Source organism: Paenibacillus sp. FSL H7-0714 (assembly GCF_038003765.1).
GTDB lineage: Bacteria > Bacillota > Bacilli > Paenibacillales > Paenibacillaceae > Paenibacillus_AQ.
Genome location: NZ_JBBOPT010000001.1, coordinates 3,006,068 through 3,031,872 on the forward strand (window position 1 = coordinate 3,006,068; position 25,805 = coordinate 3,031,872).

Below are 25,805 nucleotides of genomic sequence, written 5' to 3' on the forward strand. Positions count from 1 at the left end.
AAGATGAATACAAAAAATTGGAAAGTTATATTGATCCTATCAACTTCTCCATTATTCATCGTATTAGCAATGGTTGTATCCGTCTTATATGGTGTTAAGGATATTGGAATAGTAACAATCTGGCAGGCGATTACACACTTCGATGCAAATAATGTGGACCACAACATTATTATGACATCTAGATTACCGCGTGTAATCGCCGCTTTATTAGTTGGAGCGGCACTGGCTGTTTCAGGGGCCTTAATGCAAGGAGTTACACGGAATTATCTTGCATCACCATCGATTATGGGAGTAAATGACGGATCGGCATTTGTTATTACGTTGGCTATGGTGTTTTATCCTGGATTATCGAATGTTCATATGATTCTTTTATCCATGGTGGGTTCTGCTATCGGAGCGGGTTTGGTTTTCGGATTTGGCTCATTGGTCAAAAACGGCTTATCTCCAGTCAGACTAGCCATTATTGGTACTGTAATTGGTACATTTTTAAGTAGTATTGCCTCAGCAGTAGCGATGTTTTTTCAAGTCTCACAAAATGTTAGCGTTTGGTATAGCTCTAAAATACATACTGTAAATCCAAATATGCTAATATTGTCCATTCCTTTTATAATCGTTGGTCTGCTCTTGGCAGTTAGTATTTCTAAATCTGTAATGGTTGCCTCTCTAGGGGATGAAACGGCAATTAGCTTGGGTCAACGGACAAAATGGGTGAAAATCATCAGTATTTTATCTGTTGTGTGTCTGACCGGGACAGCAGTGGCCTTAGTAGGTAAGATTGCCTTTGTAGGTCTAATCATTCCTCATATTACACGTTTTATCGTTGGTATCGACTATCGTTTCATCATTCCTTGCTCAGCAGTCATTGGGGCTGTTTTTTTAGCATTTTGTGATGTCTTAAGCCGGTATATTAACTTTCCGTTTGAGACGCCAATTGGCGTTGTGACAGCCTTTATTGGAATCCCGTTCTTCCTTTATTTAATTCGGGTTAAAGGGGGAGAGCAACGTGGATAGAGGCAGAATACAGTTTAGTCGCTATATATTGACGCTACTAGCTTTTATCCTGCTAACACTTGTGGCGGGGTATTTTCATCTAACGAATGGCGCTTTTGATATGTCTGTCATGGATGTGATAAAAACGCTGCTGCGAATAGATCCCAATCCTAAATTTGACCTGGTTATTTTTCAATTTCGACTACCACGGATCATTATTGCGTCATTAGTAGGCATAGGTCTGGGGATGGCTGGAACGGTCATTCAAGGCATTACCCGAAACGGGCTGGCTGATCCAGGTATCCTTGGGATTAATGCCGGTGCCGGAGCTGCCATCGTTGCATTTATGTTTTTCTTTCAGATGTCAGGGGTTACTTTTTTTAAAGAAAGCTGGTTTTCGATACTAGCCATGCCACTCTTTGGTTTTGTGGGGGGGCTTGCCGCAGTTGTGGTTATCTTTATTTTCTCTTGGCGGAATGGTGCACTTGATATGCAACGTTTGATATTGACAGGGATCGCGATAAGCAGTGGTTTTGGGGCGTTGTCGTTGTATCTATCTCTAAAAATGAATGCAAGTGATTATGAAATGGCTGCGGTATGGAGTGTCGGAAGTATTTACAGCGCGAATTGGACTTATATCATAATGATCACACCTTGGGTACTGATTTTAGGATTTGTGATGTATCGAAAAAGCTATTTGCTCAATTATTTTCAATTGGAGGATTCCAGCACAAAAAGCTTGGGGATCTCCGTAGAAAAAGAAAAGCTGATCTTTCTGTTATGCAGTGTGGGGATTGTAAGTGTCTGTGTATCTGTATCCGGTTCTATAGGTTTTATAGGATTGATGGCTCCTCACATCGCCAGAAGATTAGTAGGGATTAATCACCGCTATATTATGTTATCCAGTGCAGTGGTTGGGATGTTCTTGCTGGTGATCTCGGATTATTTTGCCAAAACATTATTTCAGCCAGCAGAGTTGCCAGTGGGAATAGTCGTTTCGATTATTGGCATTCCCTATTTCTTATATTTATTAGCCAAGTCAAGAGTGTAGGGGAGAGTGAGCAGCACATATGTCAACACAAGTTGAACTCGAACGCACAGAATCATGGAAGCTAGAATCTCAGTATATGGGCTACACGTATGATATAAAGGTCTCAATTCCGAGAGAAGAGGCCCCTGAGAATGGATTTCCCGTCTATTACATGCTCGATGGTAATTCATATTTTCAATTGGGCCGGGATGTCGTGAAATTGCAGTCAAGAAATGCGCCGAAAACTTTGATTGCACCAGCTATCGTGATTGGCATTGGGCATTATGGTTCAGATGATGAGGTGTCCAAAAGAAGATTTTATGATTTCACGCCTCCTGCGAAGCAGTATGTATATCCGGATCGATTGAAAAATGCTGACATAGGACCACATGGTGGTGCTGAAAAGTTCCTATCTTTTTTAGAGTTGGAATTAATGCCCCTGATCTCTGAAAAATATAATATCGATCAGCATAAGCAAGTTTTGTTTGGTCACTCATTAAGCGGGTTGTTTGTCCTCTGGACGCTGTTTACTCGTGCCGAGCTATTCCAGTATTATTTGGCCTCTAGCCCCTCGATTTGGTGGAATGATCATGAAATCTTGGCGTATGCGGAGGAGTTTTATAAGAAGGGTCAAACGATAAGATCCGAGAAACGAAAGCTATTGATCACAGTGGGCAGTGAAGAGGCGTTTATGGTCGATGATGCTAAAGGATTATTTTCAAAATTGTGTGAGTATTCTTTGCCTGATTTGCAGGTTGAGCATTACATAGCGCCAGATGAAAACCACGCGTCAGTAGTACCGACCATCATGAGCAGAGCGTTCCGTATGTTGAATTGTTAAGGAAGGGGATATGATGCAGGATGATGTTAGGAGAACTTACTACTTTTGAACATATGGGGCGACAAATTATCGTGTATCTCCCTAAAGCATATCATTTGTTTACTGAGCGAAGCTTCCCGGCGGTTTTCTTACAGGATGGCGATTTCTTGTTCAAAGAGTCGATTGCTGATATAGAAAGGGATGTGGAGGCGGGGATTACAGAACCGGTTATTTTTATCGGGATTGATTCTCAGCGACGCAATGATGAATATACACCTTGGGAAATGCCTGCTCTTTTTAAGGATTGGTCCTTTGGGGGCAAGGGTGATGAATATTTGGATTACGTATATAAGAAACTGGTCCCGCATATAATTCGTTCTTTTCGCATCTCTCATGAGCCGGACAAATTGGCATTAGGCGGTGTATCACTAGGTGGGTTAATAAGTCTGTATGCGATGTACAAGACGGAGTCTGTTTTTGATAATTTTATTTTCATATCCGCGTCTGTGTGGTTTGAAGATTTTATACATTATATGGAGACTTCAAAGTTAGATAGGGAATGCAAAGTCTATATGTATGTAGGTGAACAGGAAGGTATCCAGAAGACTAATGCACAGAAGGACATGGTGCCTAATAGTAAACGTGCTTTTGATATTTTAAAAGAGAAGGTAGATGGAGCTGATCAGCGGGTGATGTTTGAGACAGATCCATTAGGCACGCATAATGACACGTTTTTTCTGCAATATTTTCCGAGTAGCCTCAGGTTCTTATTTCCCGCAAAATGAATAAAAGGACGAGCAGGAGAGAGTATCCTTGCATCGTCCTTTTTATCTTATCTTCTCTTAGCTATGCTTCTGTATATTCTCAAGATGTACGTCCAAATTATCAAAGGTTTGTGAAATACCCGGTAGCATCCCCATATCAATCACTTGTTGTAACGCTTCTGGAGAAGCGTATTTACCGGTGTTAACCAGCTTCGTTTGACCATCCAGCTCGATAAAATCTAGTTGGACTAGTGTCTCGGGCAGATCTTTTGAAATATTACCTTCTGCATCTGAGAACCCGTCCGTGTAAATAATTTGCTCTGGAATCGAAATTTCCCGATAAATCGCCTTACCCCAAGACTCCATACCGTAGAAATCTCCCTGACTCTTATCCTCGCACTTCATGCAATAATGCCAAGTACCTCCTGGCCGAAAATCGACATGGCATACGGGAAGTGTCCAGCCTTTTGGCCCCCACCAATGCTTCAAATGCTCAGCCTCAGAAAAAGCTTTAAAAACTAGCTCACGTGGAGCTTTAAAAATACGCTCTAATATTAGAGTGCTGCCTTCAACTTTGGATACTAGTTGGTTGGTTTGGTTAGAATTTGTCATTGGATAAATCCTCCTCGTTTACTTTTCATTATCTAATTCCTTGTTTTGAAGCTTCTGCAAATAATCATCCAGTCGATCGTAGCGTTCCTCCCACATATGACGGTAGGATTCTAACCAAGTGTCTAATTCCTTAAAAGGGTCAGGGCGGAGCTTGCAAATGCGCCGATTAGCAACAGCTTGAACTTCAATAAGGCCTGCTTCACTGAGAACACGCAAATGCTTGGACGCTTGAGGCTGACGCAACTGAAGACTTTCTGCGATCTCTCCAACGGTTAGGGGATTCTCGCGTAATAATTCAACGATCTGCATACGATTAGGCTCTGCTAAAGCACTCATTACGTTAGTATTCATAAACAATCATCACTTCGATTCATTGATTTGATTCGGATTTCATATGACGGGCCATGATGGAGCGACTCAACAGGCCTACTTCCTTGTATTTCCTGTTTGCATTTACAATATACCATTAAGTGAATATTCCTGTAAAGGGATATTTAAAATTTTCATTGTATGATAACTTCAAAAGAAGGGCATAGTACAATCATTACGTAGAAATATGTTCCATGATAACCATTAAACTTTACAAAAAACATAGGAATAGATATAATTAAGTATAACTTATCGGTTTTAGATTTACGCAAGGGGCCTAACGCCAGTAGGCTCCTTTTGTATTTCTTGGCCATGTTACAGGAGGGTGAAGGTCATACACAATGAAAAGATTATGGTTTGTGTTCATTATGGTCCGCATGGGGAGCGTTTAATCCGGCGTGGTGTGCAACTATCTGAAATAATAGGGGCCCCATTGTTTGTATTAAATGTCGATAGTTCGGACAATGATGAATATAATCAGAGCAAAGAAATGTATATGACGGTTTGGAAACGTCTTGCCGATGAAGCTGGCGCAGAATTTATCATTCGGAAACGTGAAGGCCGAAAAACAACTGATATTATTGTAGAAGTAGCTGAAAAGAATGAGGTTACACAGATCGTAATTGGACAATCTGCTCAGACTCGATGGCAGGAGCTTACCAAACGCAATTTCATCAATGAACTCATTGGTAAAATGAAAATGATGGATCTGCATGTAGTTGCCGTTCAACGGATGCGCGCCGGGCTGGAAGAAACCCATGAGGAAGGCGTAATCGCCTACCTGATCAAAATCGGGGATGAGTATCAGCTCAGTGATGAACCTAAGGGTGAGTATTCACTTAAAGGAAAGTTCTTTCACGAATTACACACAGAATTTGAGAACGGTTTATTCAGAATTGAGCAAGAAGATGGAAAGGCTAGATATTTGCATATTTGTGATGGCACATTGACCGATTCTTTATAATCGGCGTGCCCTTATCTTCATGAGGGCCTATTATTAAGGGCCCTTCCAATCATATGATCTTTGGCTTTTGGTAAAAAAGTAAGTACTAAAGTTCACAACTTGATAAGCTCAAGTGGAAAAGGAGGACTGCCTTTGCTGCATGTAATCATACTTGTTCCGTTTCTAATGGCCTTAGTAATCGCACTTTTGACCAAGAGAGCATCCAACCTTCATAGAGGATGGCTTGTTTTCCCCGGTTCACTCGCTTTGTTTGTATATTTTTTAACCCGGATTCCCGTTATTAAGGGAGGGGATTTGGGATATGAAACCGTTTCATGGATTCCTTCCCTAGGCATTGATTTGGTTTTCCATCTGGATGGATTAAGTTTACTGTTCGCTTTGTTAATCACTGGAATGGGTAGTCTTGTAATTATCTATTCGATTTATTATCTAGACAAGCGAAAAGAAGCGTTGACCCCTTTTTATATTTATTTAATGTTGTTTATGGGAGCGATGCTTGGCGTTGTACTCTCGGATAACTTGATGGTGCTATACGGTTTTTGGGAATTAACAAGTGTCTCGTCATTTCTGTTGATTGCTTTCTGGCATCGGCGGCAAAAATCGCGGTATGGTGCTCTTAAATCTATGTTGATTACCGTATTTGGTGGTTTAGCGATGTTTGCCGGCTTTTTAATGCTTTATGTAATGACAGGCACCTTTAGTATCAGGGAAATTTGGAGTGAGGTTGGCGATATTAGCGGGCATGCTTTATTTATTCCGGCGATGCTACTAATTCTCTTAGGCGCCTTCACCAAATCAGCTCAGTTCCCGTTTCATATCTGGCTGCCGGATGCCATGGAGGCACCGACACCCGTCAGCGCATATCTTCACTCGGCGACGATGGTTAAAGCTGGATTGTATCTTGTCGCCCGTTTCAGCCCTATTTTTGCGGGGCAATATGAGTGGTTCTGGGTTGTGTCAGGCGTCGGTTTGATCACCTTGATTTATGGCTCTATCCAGGCGATGAAGCAGACGGACCTGAAGGCTCTATTAGCCTATTCAACGATTAGTCAACTTGGACTGATTATGGGATTGCTAGGAATGGGATCGGCAGCGGCATTTTATGCAGGGGAAGATTCAGTCTTTTACACTGCTGCAACAACAGCGGCTATCTTTCACCTTATTAACCATGCCATCTTTAAAGGCTCTTTGTTTATGATGGTCGGTATAGTTGACCATGAGACGGGTACCCGCGATCTGCGAAAGCTGGGCGGACTGATTTCCATTATGCCGGTTACCTTTACGGTAGCGATGATCGGCAGTTTCTCCATGGCTGGTTTGCCGCCATTTTCAGGATTTTTAAGTAAAGAGATGTTTTTTACAGCTGTCCTGAATATCCGAAACTTGGATATATTCTCTATTCCCTCGTTGTTTACGCTCTTCCCGGTTTTGGCCTGGATTGCCAGCGTGTTTACTTTTGCATACAGTATGATTTTGGTATTCCACACCTTTTTCGGAAAATATCAGCCTGAGAAGCTGGACAAAAAACCGCATGAAGCCCCATTTGGACTTCTGCTTGCCCCGTGCCTGCTAGCAGTGCTGTCTATATTTATCGGTTTTTTCCCGAATATATTATCTAATACACTTATTATCCCTGCAATGAATGCTATTCACCCTATCTTGCAGACCGGGGAACCTTTTGTTGTGAATATCCATTTCTGGCACGGCTTTACACCAGAAGTATGGATGACACTTGGTGTTGTGATTCTTGGTATTACTGTATACCGAATCTATGGCCGCTTAAGTCTGGTCGATAAAGAATGGGGCAGTGGCTACACTTTAAATCAAGTCTATGACGGAGTAATCCGGCTGGTTGAGAAATTGTCTAGATGGGTGACTAGTTCTTATATGACTGGTTCCATGAGACATTATTTAATGTATATTTTTTCCTTCTTGATCGTAACGATTTGCGGTGTCGTCTGGTATTCAGATGGAATTACACTTGGTACGACTGAGTATACTCCTTTTTCTTTGTTTGAGGTTATTGCTGTAATGGTTTTGCTTCTAGGTGCTTTAGCTATTCCGTTTGTGCGTTCCAGAATAACAGCCATTTTGTTAACAGGAATGGTTGGTTATATGGTTACTTTGCTCTTTGTTCTGTTCAGAGCTCCTGATCTGGCGCTTACGCAAATGATTGTTGAAGTGGTATCTGTTACATTGTTCCTATTATGTTTCAGGCATTTGCCTAGGCTGGAAAAAGAGAAGCTCAAACCTCGTGCGCATTTCCTGAAACTAACTATTTCCATCGGGATGGGCGTAACGATGACATTGGTTGCACTTGCTGCTCTAGGCAGTAGTCCGTTCGAATCCATCTCGAAATATTATGTGGAGAATAGCTATACTTTGGGTGGCGGTAAAAATATTGTCAATGTTCTGCTCGTTGATTTCCGCGGCTTTGATACCATGTTTGAAATAACAGTACTAGGCCTTGCCTCACTTGCTATTTATTCCATGATCAAGCTGCAGTTGGATGGAGAGGGTACAGCAGACCAACTGAAGAGGGTTGTTCCCTATAATAAGCCTCGTTATTCCCGAAGTGATGATGTGTTACTGCAAGCGGTAGCTAAAGTAGCATTCGTTATCATTCTGATATTTTCGTTGTTTTTGTTTTTTGCCGGTCATAATAATCCGGGAGGCGGATTTATTGGGGCTTTGATGGCTTCTGCAGGTTTGGTGCTACTTGCTATTACTTTTGGGATGGATATGGTTGAGAAAGTGCTGCCTATTAATTATCGTAAGTTAATTGCGATCGGGATTTCGATTGCTTTTCTTACCGGGGTTGGCTCATTTATATTCGACGTACCCTTCCTGAGCCAAAATTTTGGGTATTTCCAATTGCCGCTGATGGGCAAAACAGAATTAACCACTGCAATGTTCTTTGATCTTGGTGTTTATCTAGCTGTTATTGGTGTCACTATGAATATCATACTTACGATCGGGAGGGATAGCTAATGGAGCTTGTTGTTGCCTTGGCGATCGGCGTATTGTTTACCGTAGGTGTTTATCTAGTCCTTTCCAAAAGCTTGCTACGCATCCTGCTGGGTACTAATTTAATTACCCATGGTGTTCATTTACTGCTACTGACAATGTCGGGTCTCAAGACAGGTGCTCCACCTTTGCTAGGTGAAAAAGCGGAGGCGTATGTAGATCCGTTACCGCAGGCGCTCATTTTGACCTCTATTGTAATTAGTTTTGGAGTAACAGCATTCTTCATTGTTTTGGCATACCGGACTTACCGTTCGACGGGCACGGATGATGTGGAAGGAACCAAGGAGGAGAGACAACAATGAACAACTTGCTAGTGCTGCCTCTGCTGATTCCGGCCTTTACGGCAGTTATACTGATTTTTCTAAAAGAACGAGTGGATCTGCAACGTATTATCAGTGCCGTCAGTGTGTTTTTAAATATCTTGGTTTCTGGAATCATTGTGTACCAGGTAAGTACAAAGGGCATCCAGACCCTATATATGGGTGGATGGCTTCCACCTTATGGCATTGTGTTTGTTGCCGATATGTTTGCGGCCTTACTTGTGCTAGTCGGTGCTATTGTTGGTGCGGCATGTCTATTTTTTTCCTTCGCCAGCATTGGGGAAGAAAGAGAAAGGTTTTATTACTATCCGTTTTTCCATTTTCTATTAACTGGGGTATTTGGCTCCTTTCTCACCGGAGATTTGTTTAATTTGTTCGTCTGCTTTGAGGTCCTGTTAGTTGCCTCGTACGCTTTAATTGTACTTGGTGGCTCCAAAGGTCAACTGAGAGAGACGTTAAAATATGTATTAGTTAACGTGATTTCCTCTTCCTTGTTTGTAGCAACGCTTGCTTATTTATATGCCGCGACAGGAACACTGAATATGGCACATCTATCTATGCGTGTAGCAGAGGCGGGACAAGGCGGTGTAATGAACGTCATTGCGGTCCTGCTGCTGATCGTATTTTCGATAAAGGCAGGTTTGTTGCTCTTTTTCTGGCTTCCGGATTCTTATAGTGCGCCACCTGTGGCTGTTAGAGCACTGTTTGGAGCATTGTTAACGAAAGTGGGATTGTATGCCATTACACGTACCTTTACATTGATTTTTATTCAAGAACCGGGACTCACCCATTCACTGATTGCCTGGATGGCGGGAGCGACGATGATCCTTGGTGCAATCGGTGCACTGGCTTACAACGATCTGGGGCGGATTTTTAATTATAATATCATCATCAGTGTTGGATTTATTGCTTTTGGGATTTCTGTCGCGACTCAGGATTCGTTAAATGGTGTAGTGTTTTATTTAATGCATGACATGGTTGCCAAAGCATTATTATTTTTCCTGGGCGGGATGATTATCTCAGCATCGGGCACCGACCGCTTAAAAGAAATGGGTGGTTTAATTCGACGCTATCCGTGGACCGGCTGGATGTTCTTCGTACTGACTTTGGCGTTGGTTGGTGTTCCACCACTTAGTGGTTTCGCTGGAAAAGTGATGATGGTGCGTAGCGGATTTGGACAGAATCATGTGGCTCTGGCTCTAATTGCACTTGCATCAAGCTTCATAGTGTTATATTCCTTGATCAAGGTATTCCAGCAGGTATTCTGGGGTGGCGAGAAAAGGGAAGAACAAGTCAAACCGCTTCATTATAAAGCTATGATGGCACCGGCAGCTGTTCTGTTCGCGATTGTAATTCTGATGGGTGTAGGTGCTGAGACGGTAAACGGATATGTCAGCCAAGCCGGAGCCGTACTGGCCGATCCAGCATTATACATTAACGCTGTCATGAAGGAGTAGATACTATGGCTTTTCAACTATTATTGAATTTCATGATAGCATTCCTGTGGATGTTTCTGCACAATGATTGGACTGGGCCACGTTTCGTCATTGGTTTCCTGCTCGGTATACTCATTCTGCTCGGAATGCGACGCTTTTGGCCCAGATTATATCTTGGAAAAGTGTGGGCGATCCTTAAGCTAATCCTGTTGCTGCTGCGGGAGCTGGTCGTTTCTAGTTATGTAGTGGTAAAAGCCGTTCTAAGACCGGAGCTTAATATACGTCCAGCTATCCTCAAATATACTACAGAGCTGAAATCAGATTGGGAAGTGGCAACGTTAATCACGATGCTCTGCCTCACTCCTGGATCGGTGGTGCTTGAAGTGTCGGATGATAATCGGACATTGTATATTCACGCTATGGATGTTGATGACCCTGCACAGTTCAGAGCAAATATCCGTGATACCTTTGAGCGAGCGATACTGGAGGTGACCCGCTAATGATTCATTTTATTCTTATGCTATCCATTACGATCATGGCTTTAGCTATAGGCGTATGTGCTTGGCGTTTGGTGAAAGGACCTTCTTTACCTGACCGAGTCGCTGCACTAGATACGATTGGAATTAATCTGCTAGCAATGGTGGCCGTGTTATCTGTCTTTCTCCAAACGCAGGCTTTTATAGAAATTATTTTATTGATTGGAATTCTTTCCTTTATTGGAACGACAGCCTTTGCCAGATATATCGAAAAGGGAGTGGTGCTAGAAAATGGAAATGATCAAGACTACAGGTGAGTTGCTGTTTGCCTTGTTAATTCTTATAGGGGCATTGCTTAGCGCCGTTAGTGCTATTGGTTTGATACGGCTACCTGATGTTTATCTAAGATCACATGCTGCCGCGAAGAGTGCCACTCTCGGTGTGTTATGTGTCTTAGTTGGGGCATTTCTATATTTTGCATTTTTTCAGAATCATATTAGTGCAAAGCTATTACTAGGAATTGTCTTTGTATTTATAACTGCACCTTTATCCGCCCACCTAACAGGTAGGGCGGCATATCGCTCCGGTGTTCCTCATTGGGATCGAAGAATTCAGGATGATTTAAAAGAGGTGCTGGAGAAAGAGCAAGTTATACCAGTAACCCCTGAACGAGATATACCTCAAGAACAAAGGTAGAAGTGTTAGGAATTATCTTGATTTTCAATAACAGCAGCAAAAACTGTAACAAACCCGCGTCTACACGCGGGTTTGTTTTTTATTAATGGAGTACTATTCTTTTGTTAACATCTCAACGAACCAATATTTTACCTTCTCCAGCGAGCCTGCGTAGCACCCTCGGAAGACACTCAATGTCTGCTTCAGGAATGTCTAATTGAATACCGTAATGGAAACAGTCCTGCTGTTCTCTATTCCATTTTAGAATTCCTTCTAAGTAAATAGATTCATCCGTAAGATTCATTTCCATACCAATCCGTACTAGGTTATTTTCTGGATTGATGTTGAGGGGTAACGATAAGTGGCAGCCTGTTCGACTGATGTTGAACAGTACAGCTCTTACAGGCTTAGAAGGAACCTGGATTCCGTTAATACTAAGAATATGAAGATCAAGGGTTACAGGTTCTTTAAGGGTATATCGAAAAGGTTCAGTTCTGCGATTAGTGTTCATATGCTCCTCCATACTTTTCCATCTACTATAAATTATCGACAGGAAAACAGGATTAGTGAAGAGTTATTAAACATATTAAAGTTTCGAAATTACAAAAGCTGCATACCTAATTTTTGATTCTATCGTAACAATGTAAGTATTTCTTTTACAGAATTATCTACAAATGATCTTTCAGGACGGGATTTCATGATCACAGTAAGTCCAATTAATGCTATGACTAGTGTCTGCGCTAAACTTTTTGCGTTAATAGCGGGATCAAGCTCACCTGAGCGCAAACCCCGATCAATCGTTTCTTGAAATATTACCGAGAGATACATCTGGTGTTCTCTTGTCAGGAGCTCAAATTTCTCATCGTGGGGTGAAAGTTCAACCATCGAATTAATGCAAAAGCATCCCCAGTTCGGATGTTGTCCATATTCTTTTGCCACTATATTTTCGAAAAAGTCACGGAATGCCTCTTTAACAGAAGAATTGTTTTGAAGCTTGTTACGAACATAGGCAGCATGAGAACTCGTATATTTCCGCAACGCAGCTTCAAATAGTCCTTTTTTATCTCCGAAGGTAGAGTAGATGCTAGGCCGCTGAATACCCATTCTTGATGTCAGGTCGCTTAAAGAGGTAGCCTCGAACCCTTTTTCCCAAAATACTTGCATAGCTGCATCCAATGCTTTTTCCTCATCAAATTCACGTGGTCGAGCCATAGTAACTCCCTCTTTTCATATCGAACGGTATGATATTATTTTATGGTTTGAATATTATTATGTCAATAAGAAATGAACGTATAAATAGTTGGATTCTAATTTTTGCTTGTTCTATAAGTTAATCTCTTGACAGTTATCTTTTTTTAGAGTTATATTTGTCAAACGTATTTACGTACTGATCGGTATGTAATTTATGAATTTGATAAAAGTTAATCAGGAGGCGTTATTTTTGGGGGGATCTGTTGAGGAATCGAAAGCTATTATAGCGGATCAAACAGTCAAAAAAGCTGAAAAAGTACAAGGAGGGTTTAGAGCGTCGGAACCAGTGCCTGTATCAATAATATCTCGTAATGTGGCACTTTTATTTTCCGTCGCCTGCGGAATAGTTGTTGCTAACATATATTATGCGCAACCTTTACTGGACGCTATTTCGAACGAGTTTGGTATTTCTCATTCATTCGTTGGACTTGTTATTACAATCACTCAAATTTTTTATGCACTTGGACTGTTATTACTAGTGCCTCTGGGCGATCTATTAAATCGGCGTTGGCTGATCGCTGGACAGATGCTCCTATCCGTTTTGGCTTTAATTGTCGTTGGTACTGCCACCAGCAGTATAGTGTTATTCGTAGGTATAGCAGCGGTTGGGTTTCTTGCCGTAGTGACACAGACGCTCGTTGCATTCGCGGCAACTTTGGCTGCTCCAGCCGAACGTGGGCGTGTCGTTGGTGTTGTGACAAGTGGAATTGTAATTGGTATTCTACTGGCGCGAACTTTCGCTGGCGTATTAATGGATCTAGCAGGTTGGCGTTCTGTTTACCTTGTTTCCGCGGTATTAACACTAATCATGGCATGTGTATTGTTTCGGGTGTTGCCACATTATGAGCACAAAAGAGAATCATTATCTTACCTACAGTTGATTCGTTCAATGTTCACGTTGTTTGCTCAGGAACGAACTCTTAGAATCCGTGCTTCACTAGGCATGATGATTTTTACCGCTTTCAGTATATTATGGACGTCTCTAGTATTACCTCTCAGCGCCCCACCGTTTTCTCTTTCACATACAGCGATTGGAGCATTTGGTCTCGCAGGTGTTGCAGGCGCGTTAGCAGCAGCGCGAGCAGGTCGCCTCGCCGATCGAGGTTTAGGTCAGAAGACCACAGGTGTAGCCTTGATTCTTTTGCTCATATCATGGTTGCCAATAAGTTATGTTCAACATTCGCTTATTGCATTAATCGTTGGTATTATCCTTCTTGATCTTGCAGTACAAGCCGTACATGTCACCAATCAGAGCATGATCCTTACTTTGCGACCTGAGGCACGCAGTAGGCTTACTGCCGGTTACATGATTTTTTATTCCATTGGCAGCGCCACTGGGTCGATCGCATCTACCAGTGTCTATGTTTACTTTGGCTGGAACGGAGTGAGTTTGTTAGGTGCAATTGTGAGTGCTCTGGCTCTTCTTTTTTGGTTATTAACAAAGGAGTAACTGCACTTATCTCGTATAATTAGGTGCGATTTCTAAGTCTTAACGCTCCAGCCAGGGCTATAGTTTTTCATGTCACCTGGCCGTGGGAGCAATTCGAAAAGTTCAATTCAACATGGAAAATAAACAAAAATCTCAATTAGAAACTACATCTGTTGTTAAATTAGGGAGGGGGTCTTCAGGTGAAATAAATTCGTGAATGATTTGACGGAAGTATTCGTGATTATCATAGCTATTGTACATACGCCAGGCCATTGTTTCTGAATTCCCAAAAAATAACCGCTCAAATTGGGTTTGGCGGCCACCGAATGCACCCGCTCCCAGTTCCCATGCGACCCGGAATAAGGCATTTCGGTACCAAGCATCCGAGACATTACCCTTCAAATACTGATGGAGGTATGAACCGGCACTTGAACTGAAGTCCGATTCAGAGATGATCATGATAAGCCCGCTTGAACTGAGATTTTGAACCATTTCAACCATCTTCGGATAAAACTCTGAAAAGTGAATGGTTGATGCTAGAAGGGGGCCTTTATCAGGAACAAGAAATCCAAATTTATCGTGGGATGCTCCTACTTCAGAAGCGAGTCTTAACGCTTTGAATGTTTCTAGAAACGTCAGTATTCTTGAAATCGGTAGAATGGTGAAGGGCTCGAGCTCAACATTTTGTTCTTCTGCCAAAGATTCTAGCACACCGAGAAAGAACTCAGTCTTAGCAATATAGCGGGTGATGATTTGGTGACCCATATGGGTATGAAAGTGACTCTCACCGAACAATCGGGCACAGTAGATCTCATCTCCGTAATAAAATATTCGATCATGTGGGATGAGTACGCGGTCAAATATAATAAGCGTATCCATTTCTTCATATCTAGAACTTAAGGGATGGTCGTAAGCAGATGGGGCTGAGTAACTTTCACGGCAAAAAAAAGTCATCCCAGGCAGATCATTAGGTACTGCAAAGGCAAATGCGAAGGGATTATCATCATCTACAAGGGATGGTGAAGGCGTAGGGAATACTAGCATTTCATCGCATGTAGCCCCTTGTGTTGCCATCATAAAAGCACCGGTCACAACCATCCCTTCGTCCTTGATTTCTACGACTTTAGCAGCGATAGAATCCTCTGTGGCATCAACCTGACCGGATATTTTACTTGCTTGAGGCTGGATGAATGCATGGGATAAAGTAATGTCATGATCTCGGCAGTAGGCATAGTATTTCCTGAGGTTCTCAGCATATTTCGGATGAAGGTCCTCAAGGATATCGGCAGCTGTAAACAGAGACATGATTGCCGTATTCATATAATCTGGGGAGCGTCCTAAAAAACCGTGATGTCTGTTTGACCAGAGTTCAATCATTTTTCTTCGACTTTCTAAATCTTCAACACTTTTGGGTGGGAGAAAAGATAGACCAACAAGCTCTCCAGTATCAGGCGAAGGGTAGGTCATCTGCGCTAAATAACGTTCGTCACACTGCATGTTGTACATTTCGGCTTGTGTTTGTATGAGGCCTTGAAATGCAGGATGTTTGGATAATGGTCCTTCGATACGCGTCCCGTTGTACCAAATATTGATATTTTGCCGGTCGATTCGTTCGATGTATTGATTACCATTTTTAATAGGCACACGTTCCACCTCTTTGGAGAGTTGTATTAATATTTTTAATGTACGTAATCATAATTCTTCTTGTACATTGTCCATACACCGGGTCAGTGAAGGGGCCAACCTTAATTTAAACTATAAAAAGAGGATATTCACAATTATCTCCCCAAATATAGTGTTCTGCACTAACCCCACATCTGCATTCATTGTTAATAGTGATTCGTATTGTTACTTAAGGTTGACATAAACGAGACTTACTTGTATATTTTTTACATTGGATTACAAGTGTAGTCATTCAGTAGAAAGAAAGGCGGATAGGATTATGTCTACGGAAATTCCAAAAATCTCGGATGCCGAGTGGGAAGTAATGAAGGTGCTGTGGACTGGAGCCCCGCGCACGGCAGGAGAGATTGTTGAAGCTCTGGAGGGCAGCCGGGACTGGAACCCAAAAACGGTGCGGACGCTGATTAAGCGTCTGACGGAGAAAGGGGCTATCGGTTACAACCAGACAGGAAGGGTGTATTCGTATTACCCACTGGTGCGGGAAGAGGAATGCATCCAATCGGAGACACAATCTTTTCTGAAGCGGATCTACGGTGGAACGCTGCGCCCGATGTTAGTCAACTTTTTACAGAATGAGAAGCTGTCCCGAGAAGATATTGAAGAATTGAAGAGAATTTTGGATGAGCGAAAGGACTGAGTCGCTTGCTGGAAGCTGCATACAATCTGTTCGTTAAGATATTGTCACTATCCGCTATGGCGAGCGTGCTGGCTTTGCTGATCCTGGCAACCCGTTTCTTGATCAAGAATAGATTAAAACCGACCTGGACGTATCTTCTGTGGATACCGCTGATCGTGAGGTTAGCCGTCCCTTGGACACCGGAAAGTGCGTTCAGCATTTTTAATTTGTTTCCGCTGGAGACAGAATCAGCTCTGACTTTCAATATTCCTTCTGCGCAGCCGGATGTAGGTGATTTGCCTGTGTCCGGGATGAACATTCAAGAGGTGGACTCGACCAAGGTCGCTGAAATAACAGGAACAGGAACTTCAAAGCAAGCCGAGAGACCAGATAGTATGACACTGGTGACTCCGGAAATCTACGATCCTTATGAGACATTCAATACAGGCTGGACGCCGATGCATTTGCTGGTTCTGATCTGGCTTAGCGGAGCAGTGGTAATGATAAGTCTGTCGGTTCGTGAGCAGCTGCGATTCACGGCACGGGTTCGACGGGAACCGGAGATCCGTTCCGCAGATATCCTGTGGTTGTTCGAAACGTGTCAACGAGAGATGAAGGTAAGGCGCCCAGTGAAGCTGGTTGAGACGAAGCAGACTGCCGTGCTCACACTGCTTGGTGTGATGCGCCCCAAGCTGCTGCTGCCGACATCCATGTTGCACACGCTGGAGGCAAACGAACTGCGTCATATATTTCTGCATGAGCTGGCGCATGTGAAACGTCGTGATATTTCGCTGAATCTGCTGACAGGACTGCTGCTGGCCCTGCATTGGTTCAATCCGTTGCTTTGGTATGCCGTTAGCCAAATGAAAAGGGATCAAGAGGTCGCATGTGATGCGCTGGCTTTAAAGCATCTTGCATCGGAGCACCACAAAGACTACGCACGGACTCTTCTTAAACTATTGGAAACATTGACCGATCCAATCCGAGTGGCTGGTGCAGCCGGCATTTCAAGCAACAAGAAGGAAATGAAAAGAAGGATAACCATGATCACCAGGCATAAAAAAATCACAGCACAAAATACGGTGTTGGGGTTAACAGTAATTATGGTCTTAAGTGGCTGTACCTTGACTGGGGCAAAGCTGAGTTCTACGTCAGCCCCGGAGAAGAGTGTTGTTATCCCGTCAGCTTCTCAGACTAAAGATTCAACTGCAATCGATCCCAAAGGAACCCTATTAGTGGAGAAGAACGGAATTACTGTAACTGCAAAGCCCACGGCTGAGCATGCACTTTTGCATGAAGTCACGGTAGATGTGCGCGGTGAGGTTAACAGAACGTTTTTGTGGAATGCCGGTGAAGATGAAACGCGGCCACCTTCCATTGAAGAAGCCGATCTTAACGGGGATGGTACTAAAGAAATCTTTATTCGTATTACTACCGGCACTGGAACAGGGCTCTCAATGAGTGAGATTCATGTGCTCCAGCCTGTCACTCTGGAAGAGCTTGTGGTAGAGGAACCGGTCGAGACGCTAAATCGGAGGCTGAAATCCTCCATTTCACACCGGAATAACCACACTTACGTATCCGCTGAACTAGACGGAAAGCATTTGACTAAAGTGTATGATTACACTGAGGGGGATTGGGGCGAGAAGATTGGATTTGGCGCCGTAGTTTCGTATGAGCTTGATGGGGACCGTATTGTAGCTCGTTTGGCAGGTGCAGCATCCATCTCTGAGTTTCCGCTTGAAGTTATTGTCGTTTACGGCAAGGAATTGACCATTGAGAGTGTACAGATGTACTATGGCTCGTTTATTTCTCCTCCGCTCAGTGAACGGGATATTAAGTCCTTGCTGGAAAAAAAGCTTCCAGCTAGCGGCTGGACCTTTGGTAAAAAAGGCGATCAATACACGATTGATTTTATGGATCCACCGAATGGCGTAGGGGAAGGCCTTAGCTATAAAATTAATCCGCTTACCGGTACGGTTCATGATACAACTTCTGGCAGTCCAGTGAGAAGCCTTGTGAATCGAGAAGCGATAGATCTGTGGGACATATCTAACGGTACAGAATACAAGAAGGAGCTGTATAAGTTACTTCAGCCAATCTTTGATACAGAAGGCTTCGAGCCAATAGATGAGGATTGGATTTCCGGCTTTATTGGAGATGGTTATTTGTTCAGTAATGTTAGGCAAGGCGGCAGGGAGTTGACGATAAAAGTGGATGTCTTCACCGGTCAATGGGAAGAAATTGCTGACCCGTATAAATAGTTATGTCGATGTCGAAGTACCTCGTAACAATAAAGAAAGCCCGTGCCCAGCGCGGGCTTTCTTTATTGTTACTGACTTAAAGCAAATGCTTTCCACTCATACCAAATCCAGTCCCTACTACTGTCGTATTTATTTTCAGCAATCCGCTTTTCCTCCTATTTACAATTCCACTACTCGGTGTTACTATATAGTGGTACTAAGCAATACAGAGTAGCATTGGAGGATTTAAATGGATAACCTAACAGAAATGCTGAAAGGAGTTTTGGAAGGCTGTGTACTTGAAATCATCAGCCGGAAAGAAACCTATGGGTATGAAATCGTAAAAACGCTAAATGCGCTCGGTTTCGAAGATGTTGTTGAAGGAACGGTCTACACCATCTTGATACGGTTAGAAAAAAATAAACTCGTCGATATCGAGAAAAAACCGTCCGAAATAGGACCACCAAGGAAATTTTATAGTTTAAATGAAGAGGGATTACGGGAACTATCCATGTTTTGGGAGAAATGGGGATATGTTTCGTCAAGACTTACCCAACTGAAGGAGGATAGCCGTGTATAAGAACATGCTCGATAAATTTAAAGATTTACGTGAACAAAAAAAGGCTTATAAAGAGTGCGTAAAACGTTCAAAAGCGCTTCCGAACGATTACCGAGAAGTTTACAATATCGCATCGCGCTACATGCTGAATTTCTCAACAAACGATTCTAGCGTCATCAACCTGTTTCCCGAAATGCTTGACATGTTTGAGATGGGAGCTGCTGAAGGTCGAGATGTTCTGGAGATCGTAGGGAATGACGTAATGGCGTTCTGTGACGGGCTGCTCGAGGACGTTTCCGCTCAGACTTGGACAGGGAAAATGCGAGCCAAAATGAACGAGTCCATTCACAAAAAACTTGGAAGATAGGGGGGATTAGGATGACATCGAACAATTGGGCGATTGAAGTAATAGGCCTCAAAAAATCCTATAAGAACGTGGAAGTGTTGCGGGGGGTGGACTTCACTGTTCAGAAGGGTTCAACTTTTGCTCTTCTAGGGTCCAACGGCGCGGGTAAAACCACTATGATCAAAATTCTTGCCACCCTGCTCCAGCCCGACAACGGAAGCGCAAAGATTAATGGAGCCGACGTAACTAAGCAACCAGAGCAAGTACGTAAGGAGATCAGCCTGACAGGACAAAGCGTCACCGCTGACTATATCCTGACCGGACGCGAGAATCTGCGAATGATGGCCAAACTCCGCCATTTGCCCGATCCTGACAAACAAGCCGAGGAGTTATTACGTCGTTTTGACTTGCTCGATGCCGCCGATCGCCGAATCTCCACGTATTCCGGAGGGATGTGTCGGCGCTTGGATTTGGCCATGAGCTTATTGGGTAACCCTTCGGTCATTTTTCTCGATGAGCCGACCACCGGACTTGACCCGCAAGCGCGTCTTGCTATGTGGGATATGATCAAGGATTTAGCGAGATCAGGTGTCACTGTTTTTTTAACTACGCAGTATTTAGAGGAAGCTGACCATCTAGCTGATCAAATCGCGATCTTACATGAAGGTCATATCGTGGCAAGCGGCAGTCCCGCGGAGCTAAAAAATAGATTGCCTAAGGGTCATATCGAGCTTCGATTCGACAATGAAACAACGCTAAATCAAGCACAAGATCTGTTGAAGGAATTTAACGCGACTGCAGATTCGAACAATCTCACGCTCTCCGTCATTACAGACGGAAGTACGAGACAGATGATGCGACTGCTAACGAAAGCAGCGGAAGCTGACATAGAAATTGCCGAGTTTGCGCAGAAACTGCCCTCGCTTGAGGATGTTTTTCTCGCGATCGTCACTAGCAAAAAGGAGGACTCCCGATGAAATTCATTCATTTTCTAGGCGATACCGCCGTCATGAGTGGGCGTGTCATTCGCCATTCCACACGTAGCATCGACACGATTATTACCGTCATCGCCATGCCGATCATGATCATGCTGCTCTTTGTTTACATCTTTGGCGGAGCGATGAACACCGGTGATGTAAGCTATATCAATTATATTGTGCCCGGAATATTGCTCTTTTGCATTGCTAGTGGCGTGGCTTATTCTTCTCTTCGTATCAATAACGATCTCACGAAAGGCATATTCGAGCGTTTCCACTCCATGCCGATCGCAAAAGCCTCTATTCTAGGCGGTCATGTGGTTGCTTCATTAGTTTTTAACGTCATTTCATTGCTTGCCATTTTCCTTGTTGCCTTCGGAATGGGATTTCGGCCGAAAGCGGATGTGCTCGGTTGGGTATTAGCCATTGGTATTTTGTTGCTTAGCGTACTTGCGTTTACTTGGATTGCCGTCACCTTCGGCTTACTTGCTAAATCATTCGAAGGAGCAGGAGTATTTTCTTACATTTTGATGTTACTTTTATTCGTTAGTTCTGCCTTTGCGCCGACCGACAGCATGCCTTCGGCTATACGCGTATTCGCAGAATATCAGCCCATGACACCGCTTATCGAGAGTATTCGTTCTCTTTTACTCGGAGGAACGGCAGATAAAACTACGCTTGTGGCGGTATTATGGAGTTTAGCAATACTTGCGTTTTTCTGGGCTTCCGCAATGCGAGTGTATAAACGGAGAATGAAATAGACGTAAAAAAGAGCCGGTGGCTTCTCGAAAGAGGGGGATACCGGCTCTTTGTGTGCACAGGCTAATTTTAAGATGCTGGCTGAATGGTGGGGTGAATATTTCTGTGCTATTCTAGAAATGTGATTTATATAAAATTTTTGTACATAGAATTAGAAGTACCGGATTTGGTAATTAATTTTAATAGGCGAATGGGGAATGAATGATATTTTTTAAAAATGGGGGAGTAAGTTATAGTGATACCAAACGAAGCACAAAACAAAAAACATTGGAAACGGGATATAATTATCTTTCTAAGCAGTCAAACATTTTCGTTATTCGGTTCTGCTTTAGTTCAATATGCTATTATGTGGTACGTTACGCTTACAACAAAATCAGGTATGATGATGACATTATTTATTATTTGTGGATTCATTCCTACCTTTTTATTATCACCGTTTGCAGGTGTATGGGCGGACCGTTTCAACCGGAAATATCTTATTATGATAGCAGATGCCCTGATTGCCTTTGTTACACTGATTTTAGCCATTACATTTTTGCTTGGTTATGATGAGATATGGTTGTTGTTCGCCATTGCTGCAGTTCGTGCGCTCGGAGCTGGGGTTCAATCACCTGCGGTTGGGGCAATATTACCTCAAATTGTACCAGAGGATAAGCTGACGAAAGTAAATGGGATTAACGGAAGTCTTCAAGCACTAATGATGTTTGTTGCACCTATCGTTAGCGCGTCATTGCTTTCATTGGCAACAATTGAGGTCATTTTCTTTATCGATGTTATCACAGCGGCGATAGCGATCTTTACATTATCTTTCTTTTTGAAAATACCGTTGCATAAAAAAGCGACTGATAAACAAACGACAAGCTATTTGGACGATTTTAAACAGGGTTTAAGCTATATTAAAAACCACAGCTTTCTCAAAACTTTTTTCATTTTTTTCGCCTTTTTCTTCGTATTGATGGCACCGGCTGCATTTTTAACACCGCTACAAGTGACACGCAGCTTCGGAGATGATTATTGGCGATTAACAGCTATTGAAATTGCTTTTTCTATCGGTATGATGGCTGGCGGAGCAATTATTGCTTCATGGGGCGGCTTTCGAAACAAAGTATATACAATGACTTTTGCTAGCTTAATTATGGGTGTATGTACGTTCGCTTTGGGTATTGTACCTGTTTTTTGGATCTACTTAGTTATGATGGCTATTTTCGGCGTAGCTATGCCCGTCTTTAATACACCGACAACCGTAATGCTACAAGAGAAGGTAGATCCGGATTACTTGGGACGCATATTCGGAGTCTTTGGTATGATATCGACTTCCATGATGCCAATCGGAATGCTGATATTCGGTCCGCTCGCGGATGTAATTGAGATTGAATGGCTCCTTGTTGGAACAGGGGTGTTAACTGTAATACTGTCCATTATCTTCATTCGAAACAAACGTTTAGTTGAAGCTGGGATGCCTTTAATACAGGAAGCATCACAAGAGTAGAATTTTGCGAGAAGCGAGAACTTGAAACCCTTGTGTAGATAAAAAAAGAAGCTCTCCTAAAGTTCGATTGAACTTTATGGAAGGCTTTTCTTAATTAGAAAATAGGAGACCGACAATGACTTATTCACAGATGTGGAACAACGCAGGAAATGAAGCTGAAATTCTCTATTTGGAACAGCAGATTATGGCCATCAAAAAAGAAATAAAACGAGCAAAAACCGCAGAACAACAGGAGATATTGGATCAAGCGAATCGCAAGTTGACTGAATTGGAAGCGAAGCTGGATGAGCTAGAGGAGTAGGGGCTAACCGCCCCATCGTTGCATCAATATTTTGACAGCTTGAATATCGGCCTCGCAACCGTGCGAAGCCAATAAGCAAATACGGTCGTTCCGGTCCATGAGGTTCGCTTACTCTGTAGGTATTGATCGTTGATAATATAAGTCCGGGTGGAAGCAGGACTTTTCAGACCGAACTTTTCCCACTCGGCCGGATCATTTGAACCTCCGAGCTTTTCAAGCATATTTTGTGACGCGATATTTATTTTAGAAGGAATTTGCTCGTAGGCTTCAGTGATTTGCGCATGAAATTCGTCGATTGGATTGCGGCTGGCAAGGCTCTCTAAGTGAATGCCTTCACGAAGGTAAGAAACGTATGCAAGATGGTCAGCCCAGAATTCGTCGATATAAAAAAGCCGTACCCGCTGCTCCGCTGGGCTCAACGGCTGCACGCCTTTCAAAATTCGCAGCCGCTCCGCGTATAGAATTCGCCTCTGATCCTCCACCATATCCGAATAACAGTTCAGTTCCTTGTGGATATCAAAGTTTTGGCCCATAACAATCCGCTGAATACTTGTGATCTTGCTGCTGAGCCCCGTCTCTTCAAGAGCATCTTCCTGCCTGGGAGCGCGAACTGCTTTATGGATGCCGAAGCGAAGCAGTAACTCGTCCTCCAAGCTTACATAAAAAACGGAAGCTCCCGGGTCGCCTTGGCGACCGGATCGCCCGCGCAACTGGTCGTCGATCCGCACGCTTTCGTTCACATGGGTGGCAATTACGTACAACCCGCCTAGCTTTGCGATTACCTCCGCTTGCGCGGGGTCGACGCCGCCGAGCCGGATGTCGACCCCGCGTCCCGCCATATTTGTAGACACCGTCACTGCACCGGTTTCTCCCGCTTTGGCGACGATGTTTGCCTCTTCCGCATCGTTTTTCGCATTTAAAACATGGCAAGGTACGCCGGCAACCGCTAGCGCCTCTGCCAGCATGGCAGACTCTTCGACGCTTGACGTACCAATGAGAATTGGACGTCCCGTCCTATGGACGGATGAGATTTCTTGTACGAGTGCCTTAAGTTTGGCTTCTTTATGGGTATAAATCCGGTGCAGATGGTCGATTCGGATGTTTGGCCGGTTCGGCGGAATTTGCAGCACCTGCAGCGCATAAATATCTTCGAAGTCCATTGCGGATGCATGAGCGGTAGCCGTCATTCCGCAAATCTGCGGGTACAGGCTGATGAAGTGTTGAATGGTGATCGTCCCGAGGATTTTCCCGCCGGCTATAGAGTACAGCCCTTCTTTTGCCGTAAGCGCGGCTTGAAGCCCGTCCGGCAAATACCTGTTCTCCGCCACTCGGCCGGTATATTCTTCGATCAGCTCGATTTTTCCGTCCCGGACGATGTAATCGACGTCTTTCTTTAATAACGATTCTGCATGCAGCGCGCAATTTAATGATGTCAGCAAGTGACTGTTATGGCTATCGTACAAATTGCCGCATCCCAGCAGTGATTCCGCTTGCGCAGCGCCTGTTTCATTTAAGTAAACGTTCCGCTGGAACTCGTCGAAGTCGTAATGCTCATCTCGCTTGAGCTGCCGAGCTACTTCTGCGAAACGAAAGCCGTCGCTCCTGGAAGAGGGAGAATCACCGCTTATGACTAGCGGCACCCGAGCTTCGTCGAGAAGCAGCGAATCCGCTTCGTCGACGATGACGTAGTGGAAAGGACGATGCACGGTATCGGCTTCGTTTAGTGCAATTGTATCGCGCAAGTAATCGAATCCCGCTTCTTTGGCCGTAACATAGGTTATATCCTTGGCGTATGCTTCCTGTTTCTCGGACAGGCTCATGCCCGCTTGAACCGAGTTTACCGTTAATCCGAGAAAACGATAGATCGGGCCCATCCATTCCGCATCCCGTTTGGCTAAATAATCGTTAAAAGTCAGCACATGAATGCCTTTGCCAGTCAGTGCATTTAGATATGCAGGCATAACAGCAGAAAGTGTTTTTCCTTCACCGGTATGCTGCTCGATCAAGAATCTCTCGTGCAGAGCGATGGCAGCCATGATCTGGACATCGTAAGGATTTAATCCAAGCTTTCTCTTCGCTGCCTCGCATACTAACGCATAAGCAGCGATAAGCAGCTCATCCAAAGGTGTACCTGATTTTGCTTCCTTTTGTAGCCGGAGGGATTCCGCTTGAAGCTGCCCATCTTCCCATGCTTCCAAATTCCGTTTTCTGATGAGCTCCACTTTGTCCTGATAAACTTTCAGCTTATTCTGGGTATCGCGGTCTTTGAATTTTTGCATCAATTTGACGGCTATATTCATAGAAATCTGATCTCCCCTCGGTAGAAATACGCTTAGTTTTGAACAATATTTGCGCTGATCAGTCGGTTAACAAGTTCCTGGATTCAATCTACCAAAATATTCTATTAAATGCAATTTGGACAAAGGATAGAGACTATTAAAGCGTGGATGCTTCTAGGTACACTACAACTATCATCTTCGACTTCTTGTTTACAGATTGTTTGCAAAAGAACCCAAAAAGGACTGAACAGGGATCTTACTCATCACCTAGTTCAGTCCACAAACCACTTATCCAAATGCCTCGCAATTCTTACTCTTATTCAGTAGCCTCCTTAACTTTTTCAAGAACTGGTTATACCGATTTGAAAAACAATTTCCCCTTTGTTCATC

26 protein-coding genes are annotated in these 25,805 nt (G+C 43.5%); 20 read left to right on the forward strand and 6 right to left on the reverse strand.

Annotated elements, in window-relative coordinates:
• The first annotated feature begins 3 nt into the window (after positions 1–3).
• From NST34_RS13320 to NST34_RS13335, 4 genes are read left to right on the forward strand one after another with little or no spacing between them, the layout of a single operon-like run.
• Positions 4–1,011 (forward strand): FecCD family ABC transporter permease, encoded by a 1,008-nt coding sequence (locus tag NST34_RS13320; RefSeq protein WP_445667691.1) that lies wholly within the window; start codon positions 4–6, stop codon positions 1,009–1,011.
• The gene (locus tag NST34_RS13325) at positions 1,004–2,041 is read left to right on the forward strand and encodes a FecCD family ABC transporter permease (protein WP_231573437.1); all 1,038 of its coding nucleotides are present in this window, start codon (positions 1,004–1,006) and stop codon (positions 2,039–2,041) included. Before NST34_RS13320 ends, NST34_RS13325 begins: the two co-directional genes overlap by 8 nt.
• Positions 2,042–2,060: 19 nt before the next feature.
• A complete protein-coding gene (locus NST34_RS13330; protein WP_341127978.1) occupies positions 2,061–2,861 on the forward strand; it encodes an alpha/beta hydrolase in 801 nt (266 codons plus the stop codon).
• A gap of 20 nt (positions 2,862–2,881) precedes the next feature.
• On the forward strand, positions 2,882–3,625 hold the full coding sequence (locus tag NST34_RS13335) for an alpha/beta hydrolase (RefSeq protein ID WP_341127979.1): 744 nt from the start codon (positions 2,882–2,884) through the stop codon (positions 3,623–3,625).
• A gap of 57 nt (positions 3,626–3,682) precedes the next feature.
• Here NST34_RS13335 and NST34_RS13340 read toward each other — a convergent pair whose 3' ends face one another.
• Both NST34_RS13340 and NST34_RS13345 read right to left on the reverse strand, forming a co-directional pair.
• Entirely contained in the window at positions 3,683–4,216 is a 534-nt protein-coding gene (locus NST34_RS13340) for an SRPBCC domain-containing protein (RefSeq protein ID WP_042187617.1), read from the reverse strand.
• A gap of 18 nt (positions 4,217–4,234) precedes the next feature.
• Positions 4,235–4,567 (reverse strand): ArsR/SmtB family transcription factor, encoded by a 333-nt coding sequence (locus NST34_RS13345; protein WP_341127980.1) that lies wholly within the window; start codon positions 4,565–4,567, stop codon positions 4,235–4,237.
• 343 nt (positions 4,568–4,910) lie between these two features.
• Here NST34_RS13345 and NST34_RS13350 point away from each other — a divergent pair, with 343 nt between their 5' ends.
• From NST34_RS13350 to mnhG, 7 genes are all read left to right on the forward strand, one after another.
• Entirely contained in the window at positions 4,911–5,549 is a 639-nt protein-coding gene (locus NST34_RS13350) for a universal stress protein (protein ID WP_341127981.1), read from the forward strand.
• A 126-nt stretch (positions 5,550–5,675) separates the two neighbouring features.
• Positions 5,676–8,540, forward strand: a complete 2,865-nt coding sequence (locus NST34_RS13355; protein ID WP_076299497.1) for a Na+/H+ antiporter subunit A — start codon at positions 5,676–5,678, stop codon at positions 8,538–8,540.
• The gene (locus NST34_RS13360; RefSeq protein WP_076282807.1) at positions 8,540–8,878 is read left to right on the forward strand and encodes a Na(+)/H(+) antiporter subunit C; all 339 of its coding nucleotides are present in this window, start codon (positions 8,540–8,542) and stop codon (positions 8,876–8,878) included. Before NST34_RS13355 ends, NST34_RS13360 begins: the two co-directional genes overlap by 1 nt.
• Positions 8,875–10,353, forward strand: a complete 1,479-nt coding sequence (locus tag NST34_RS13365) for a Na+/H+ antiporter subunit D (RefSeq protein WP_076282806.1) — start codon at positions 8,875–8,877, stop codon at positions 10,351–10,353. Before NST34_RS13360 ends, NST34_RS13365 begins: the two co-directional genes overlap by 4 nt.
• 5 nt (positions 10,354–10,358) lie before the next feature.
• Complete coding sequence (locus NST34_RS13370; protein WP_076282805.1) at positions 10,359–10,832, forward strand: Na+/H+ antiporter subunit E; 474 nt, start codon at positions 10,359–10,361, stop codon at positions 10,830–10,832.
• A complete protein-coding gene (locus NST34_RS13375) occupies positions 10,832–11,125 on the forward strand; it encodes a Na(+)/H(+) antiporter subunit F1 (protein ID WP_042187626.1) in 294 nt (97 codons plus the stop codon). The genes NST34_RS13370 and NST34_RS13375 overlap by 1 nt, the downstream gene beginning before the upstream one ends.
• Complete coding sequence (gene mnhG / locus NST34_RS13380) at positions 11,100–11,504, forward strand: monovalent cation/H(+) antiporter subunit G (protein WP_076282804.1); 405 nt, start codon at positions 11,100–11,102, stop codon at positions 11,502–11,504. The genes NST34_RS13375 and mnhG overlap by 26 nt, the downstream gene beginning before the upstream one ends.
• 112 nt (positions 11,505–11,616) lie before the next feature.
• Here mnhG and NST34_RS13385 read toward each other — a convergent pair whose 3' ends face one another.
• A complete protein-coding gene (locus NST34_RS13385; protein WP_042187629.1) occupies positions 11,617–11,994 on the reverse strand; it encodes a PilZ domain-containing protein in 378 nt (125 codons plus the stop codon).
• Positions 11,995–12,113: 119 nt separating this feature from the next.
• Positions 12,114–12,695, reverse strand: coding sequence for a TetR/AcrR family transcriptional regulator (locus NST34_RS13390; protein ID WP_076299379.1), 582 nt, complete (start codon positions 12,693–12,695; stop codon positions 12,114–12,116).
• A gap of 193 nt (positions 12,696–12,888) precedes the next feature.
• Between NST34_RS13390 and NST34_RS13395 the strand changes: the two genes are divergently transcribed.
• Positions 12,889–14,184: an MFS transporter gene (locus tag NST34_RS13395; RefSeq protein ID WP_445667662.1), complete on the forward strand. Its 1,296-nt coding sequence runs from the start codon at positions 12,889–12,891 to the stop codon at positions 14,182–14,184.
• A 132-nt stretch (positions 14,185–14,316) separates the two neighbouring features.
• Here the strand turns inward: NST34_RS13395 and NST34_RS13400 are convergent, their stop codons facing one another.
• Positions 14,317–15,807, reverse strand: coding sequence for a 4-hydroxyphenylacetate 3-hydroxylase family protein (locus NST34_RS13400; protein ID WP_341127983.1), 1,491 nt, complete (start codon positions 15,805–15,807; stop codon positions 14,317–14,319).
• 298 nt (positions 15,808–16,105) lie between these two features.
• Between NST34_RS13400 and NST34_RS13405 the strand changes: the two genes are divergently transcribed.
• From NST34_RS13405 to NST34_RS13440, 8 genes are all read left to right on the forward strand, one after another.
• Positions 16,106–16,483 (forward strand): BlaI/MecI/CopY family transcriptional regulator, encoded by a 378-nt coding sequence (locus tag NST34_RS13405; protein WP_076299377.1) that lies wholly within the window; start codon positions 16,106–16,108, stop codon positions 16,481–16,483.
• A 5-nt stretch (positions 16,484–16,488) separates the two neighbouring features.
• Positions 16,489–18,726 carry a M56 family metallopeptidase gene (locus NST34_RS13410; protein ID WP_341127984.1) on the forward strand — a complete coding sequence of 746 codons (2,238 nt, stop codon included), beginning with the start codon at positions 16,489–16,491 and terminating at the stop codon, positions 18,724–18,726.
• Between the two features lie 229 nt (positions 18,727–18,955).
• Positions 18,956–19,285, forward strand: a complete 330-nt coding sequence (locus tag NST34_RS13415) for a PadR family transcriptional regulator (RefSeq protein WP_076299375.1) — start codon at positions 18,956–18,958, stop codon at positions 19,283–19,285.
• The gene (locus NST34_RS13420) at positions 19,278–19,631 is read left to right on the forward strand and encodes a DUF1048 domain-containing protein (protein WP_081382854.1); all 354 of its coding nucleotides are present in this window, start codon (positions 19,278–19,280) and stop codon (positions 19,629–19,631) included. Before NST34_RS13415 ends, NST34_RS13420 begins: the two co-directional genes overlap by 8 nt.
• A gap of 11 nt (positions 19,632–19,642) precedes the next feature.
• The gene (locus tag NST34_RS13425) at positions 19,643–20,587 is read left to right on the forward strand and encodes a daunorubicin resistance protein DrrA family ABC transporter ATP-binding protein (RefSeq protein ID WP_042187642.1); all 945 of its coding nucleotides are present in this window, start codon (positions 19,643–19,645) and stop codon (positions 20,585–20,587) included.
• A complete protein-coding gene (locus NST34_RS13430; RefSeq protein WP_042187644.1) occupies positions 20,584–21,348 on the forward strand; it encodes an ABC transporter permease in 765 nt (254 codons plus the stop codon). Before NST34_RS13425 ends, NST34_RS13430 begins: the two co-directional genes overlap by 4 nt.
• A 233-nt stretch (positions 21,349–21,581) precedes the next feature.
• Positions 21,582–22,835 (forward strand): MFS transporter, encoded by a 1,254-nt coding sequence (locus tag NST34_RS13435; protein WP_341127985.1) that lies wholly within the window; start codon positions 21,582–21,584, stop codon positions 22,833–22,835.
• Positions 22,836–22,950: 115 nt separating this feature from the next.
• Positions 22,951–23,136, forward strand: a complete 186-nt coding sequence (locus tag NST34_RS13440; protein WP_341127986.1) for a hypothetical protein — start codon at positions 22,951–22,953, stop codon at positions 23,134–23,136.
• A 23-nt stretch (positions 23,137–23,159) separates the two neighbouring features.
• Here NST34_RS13440 and NST34_RS13445 read toward each other — a convergent pair whose 3' ends face one another.
• Positions 23,160–25,436 carry a preprotein translocase subunit SecA gene (locus tag NST34_RS13445; RefSeq protein ID WP_341127987.1) on the reverse strand — a complete coding sequence of 759 codons (2,277 nt, stop codon included), beginning with the start codon at positions 25,434–25,436 and terminating at the stop codon, positions 23,160–23,162.
• Positions 25,437–25,805 lie beyond the last annotated feature (369 nt).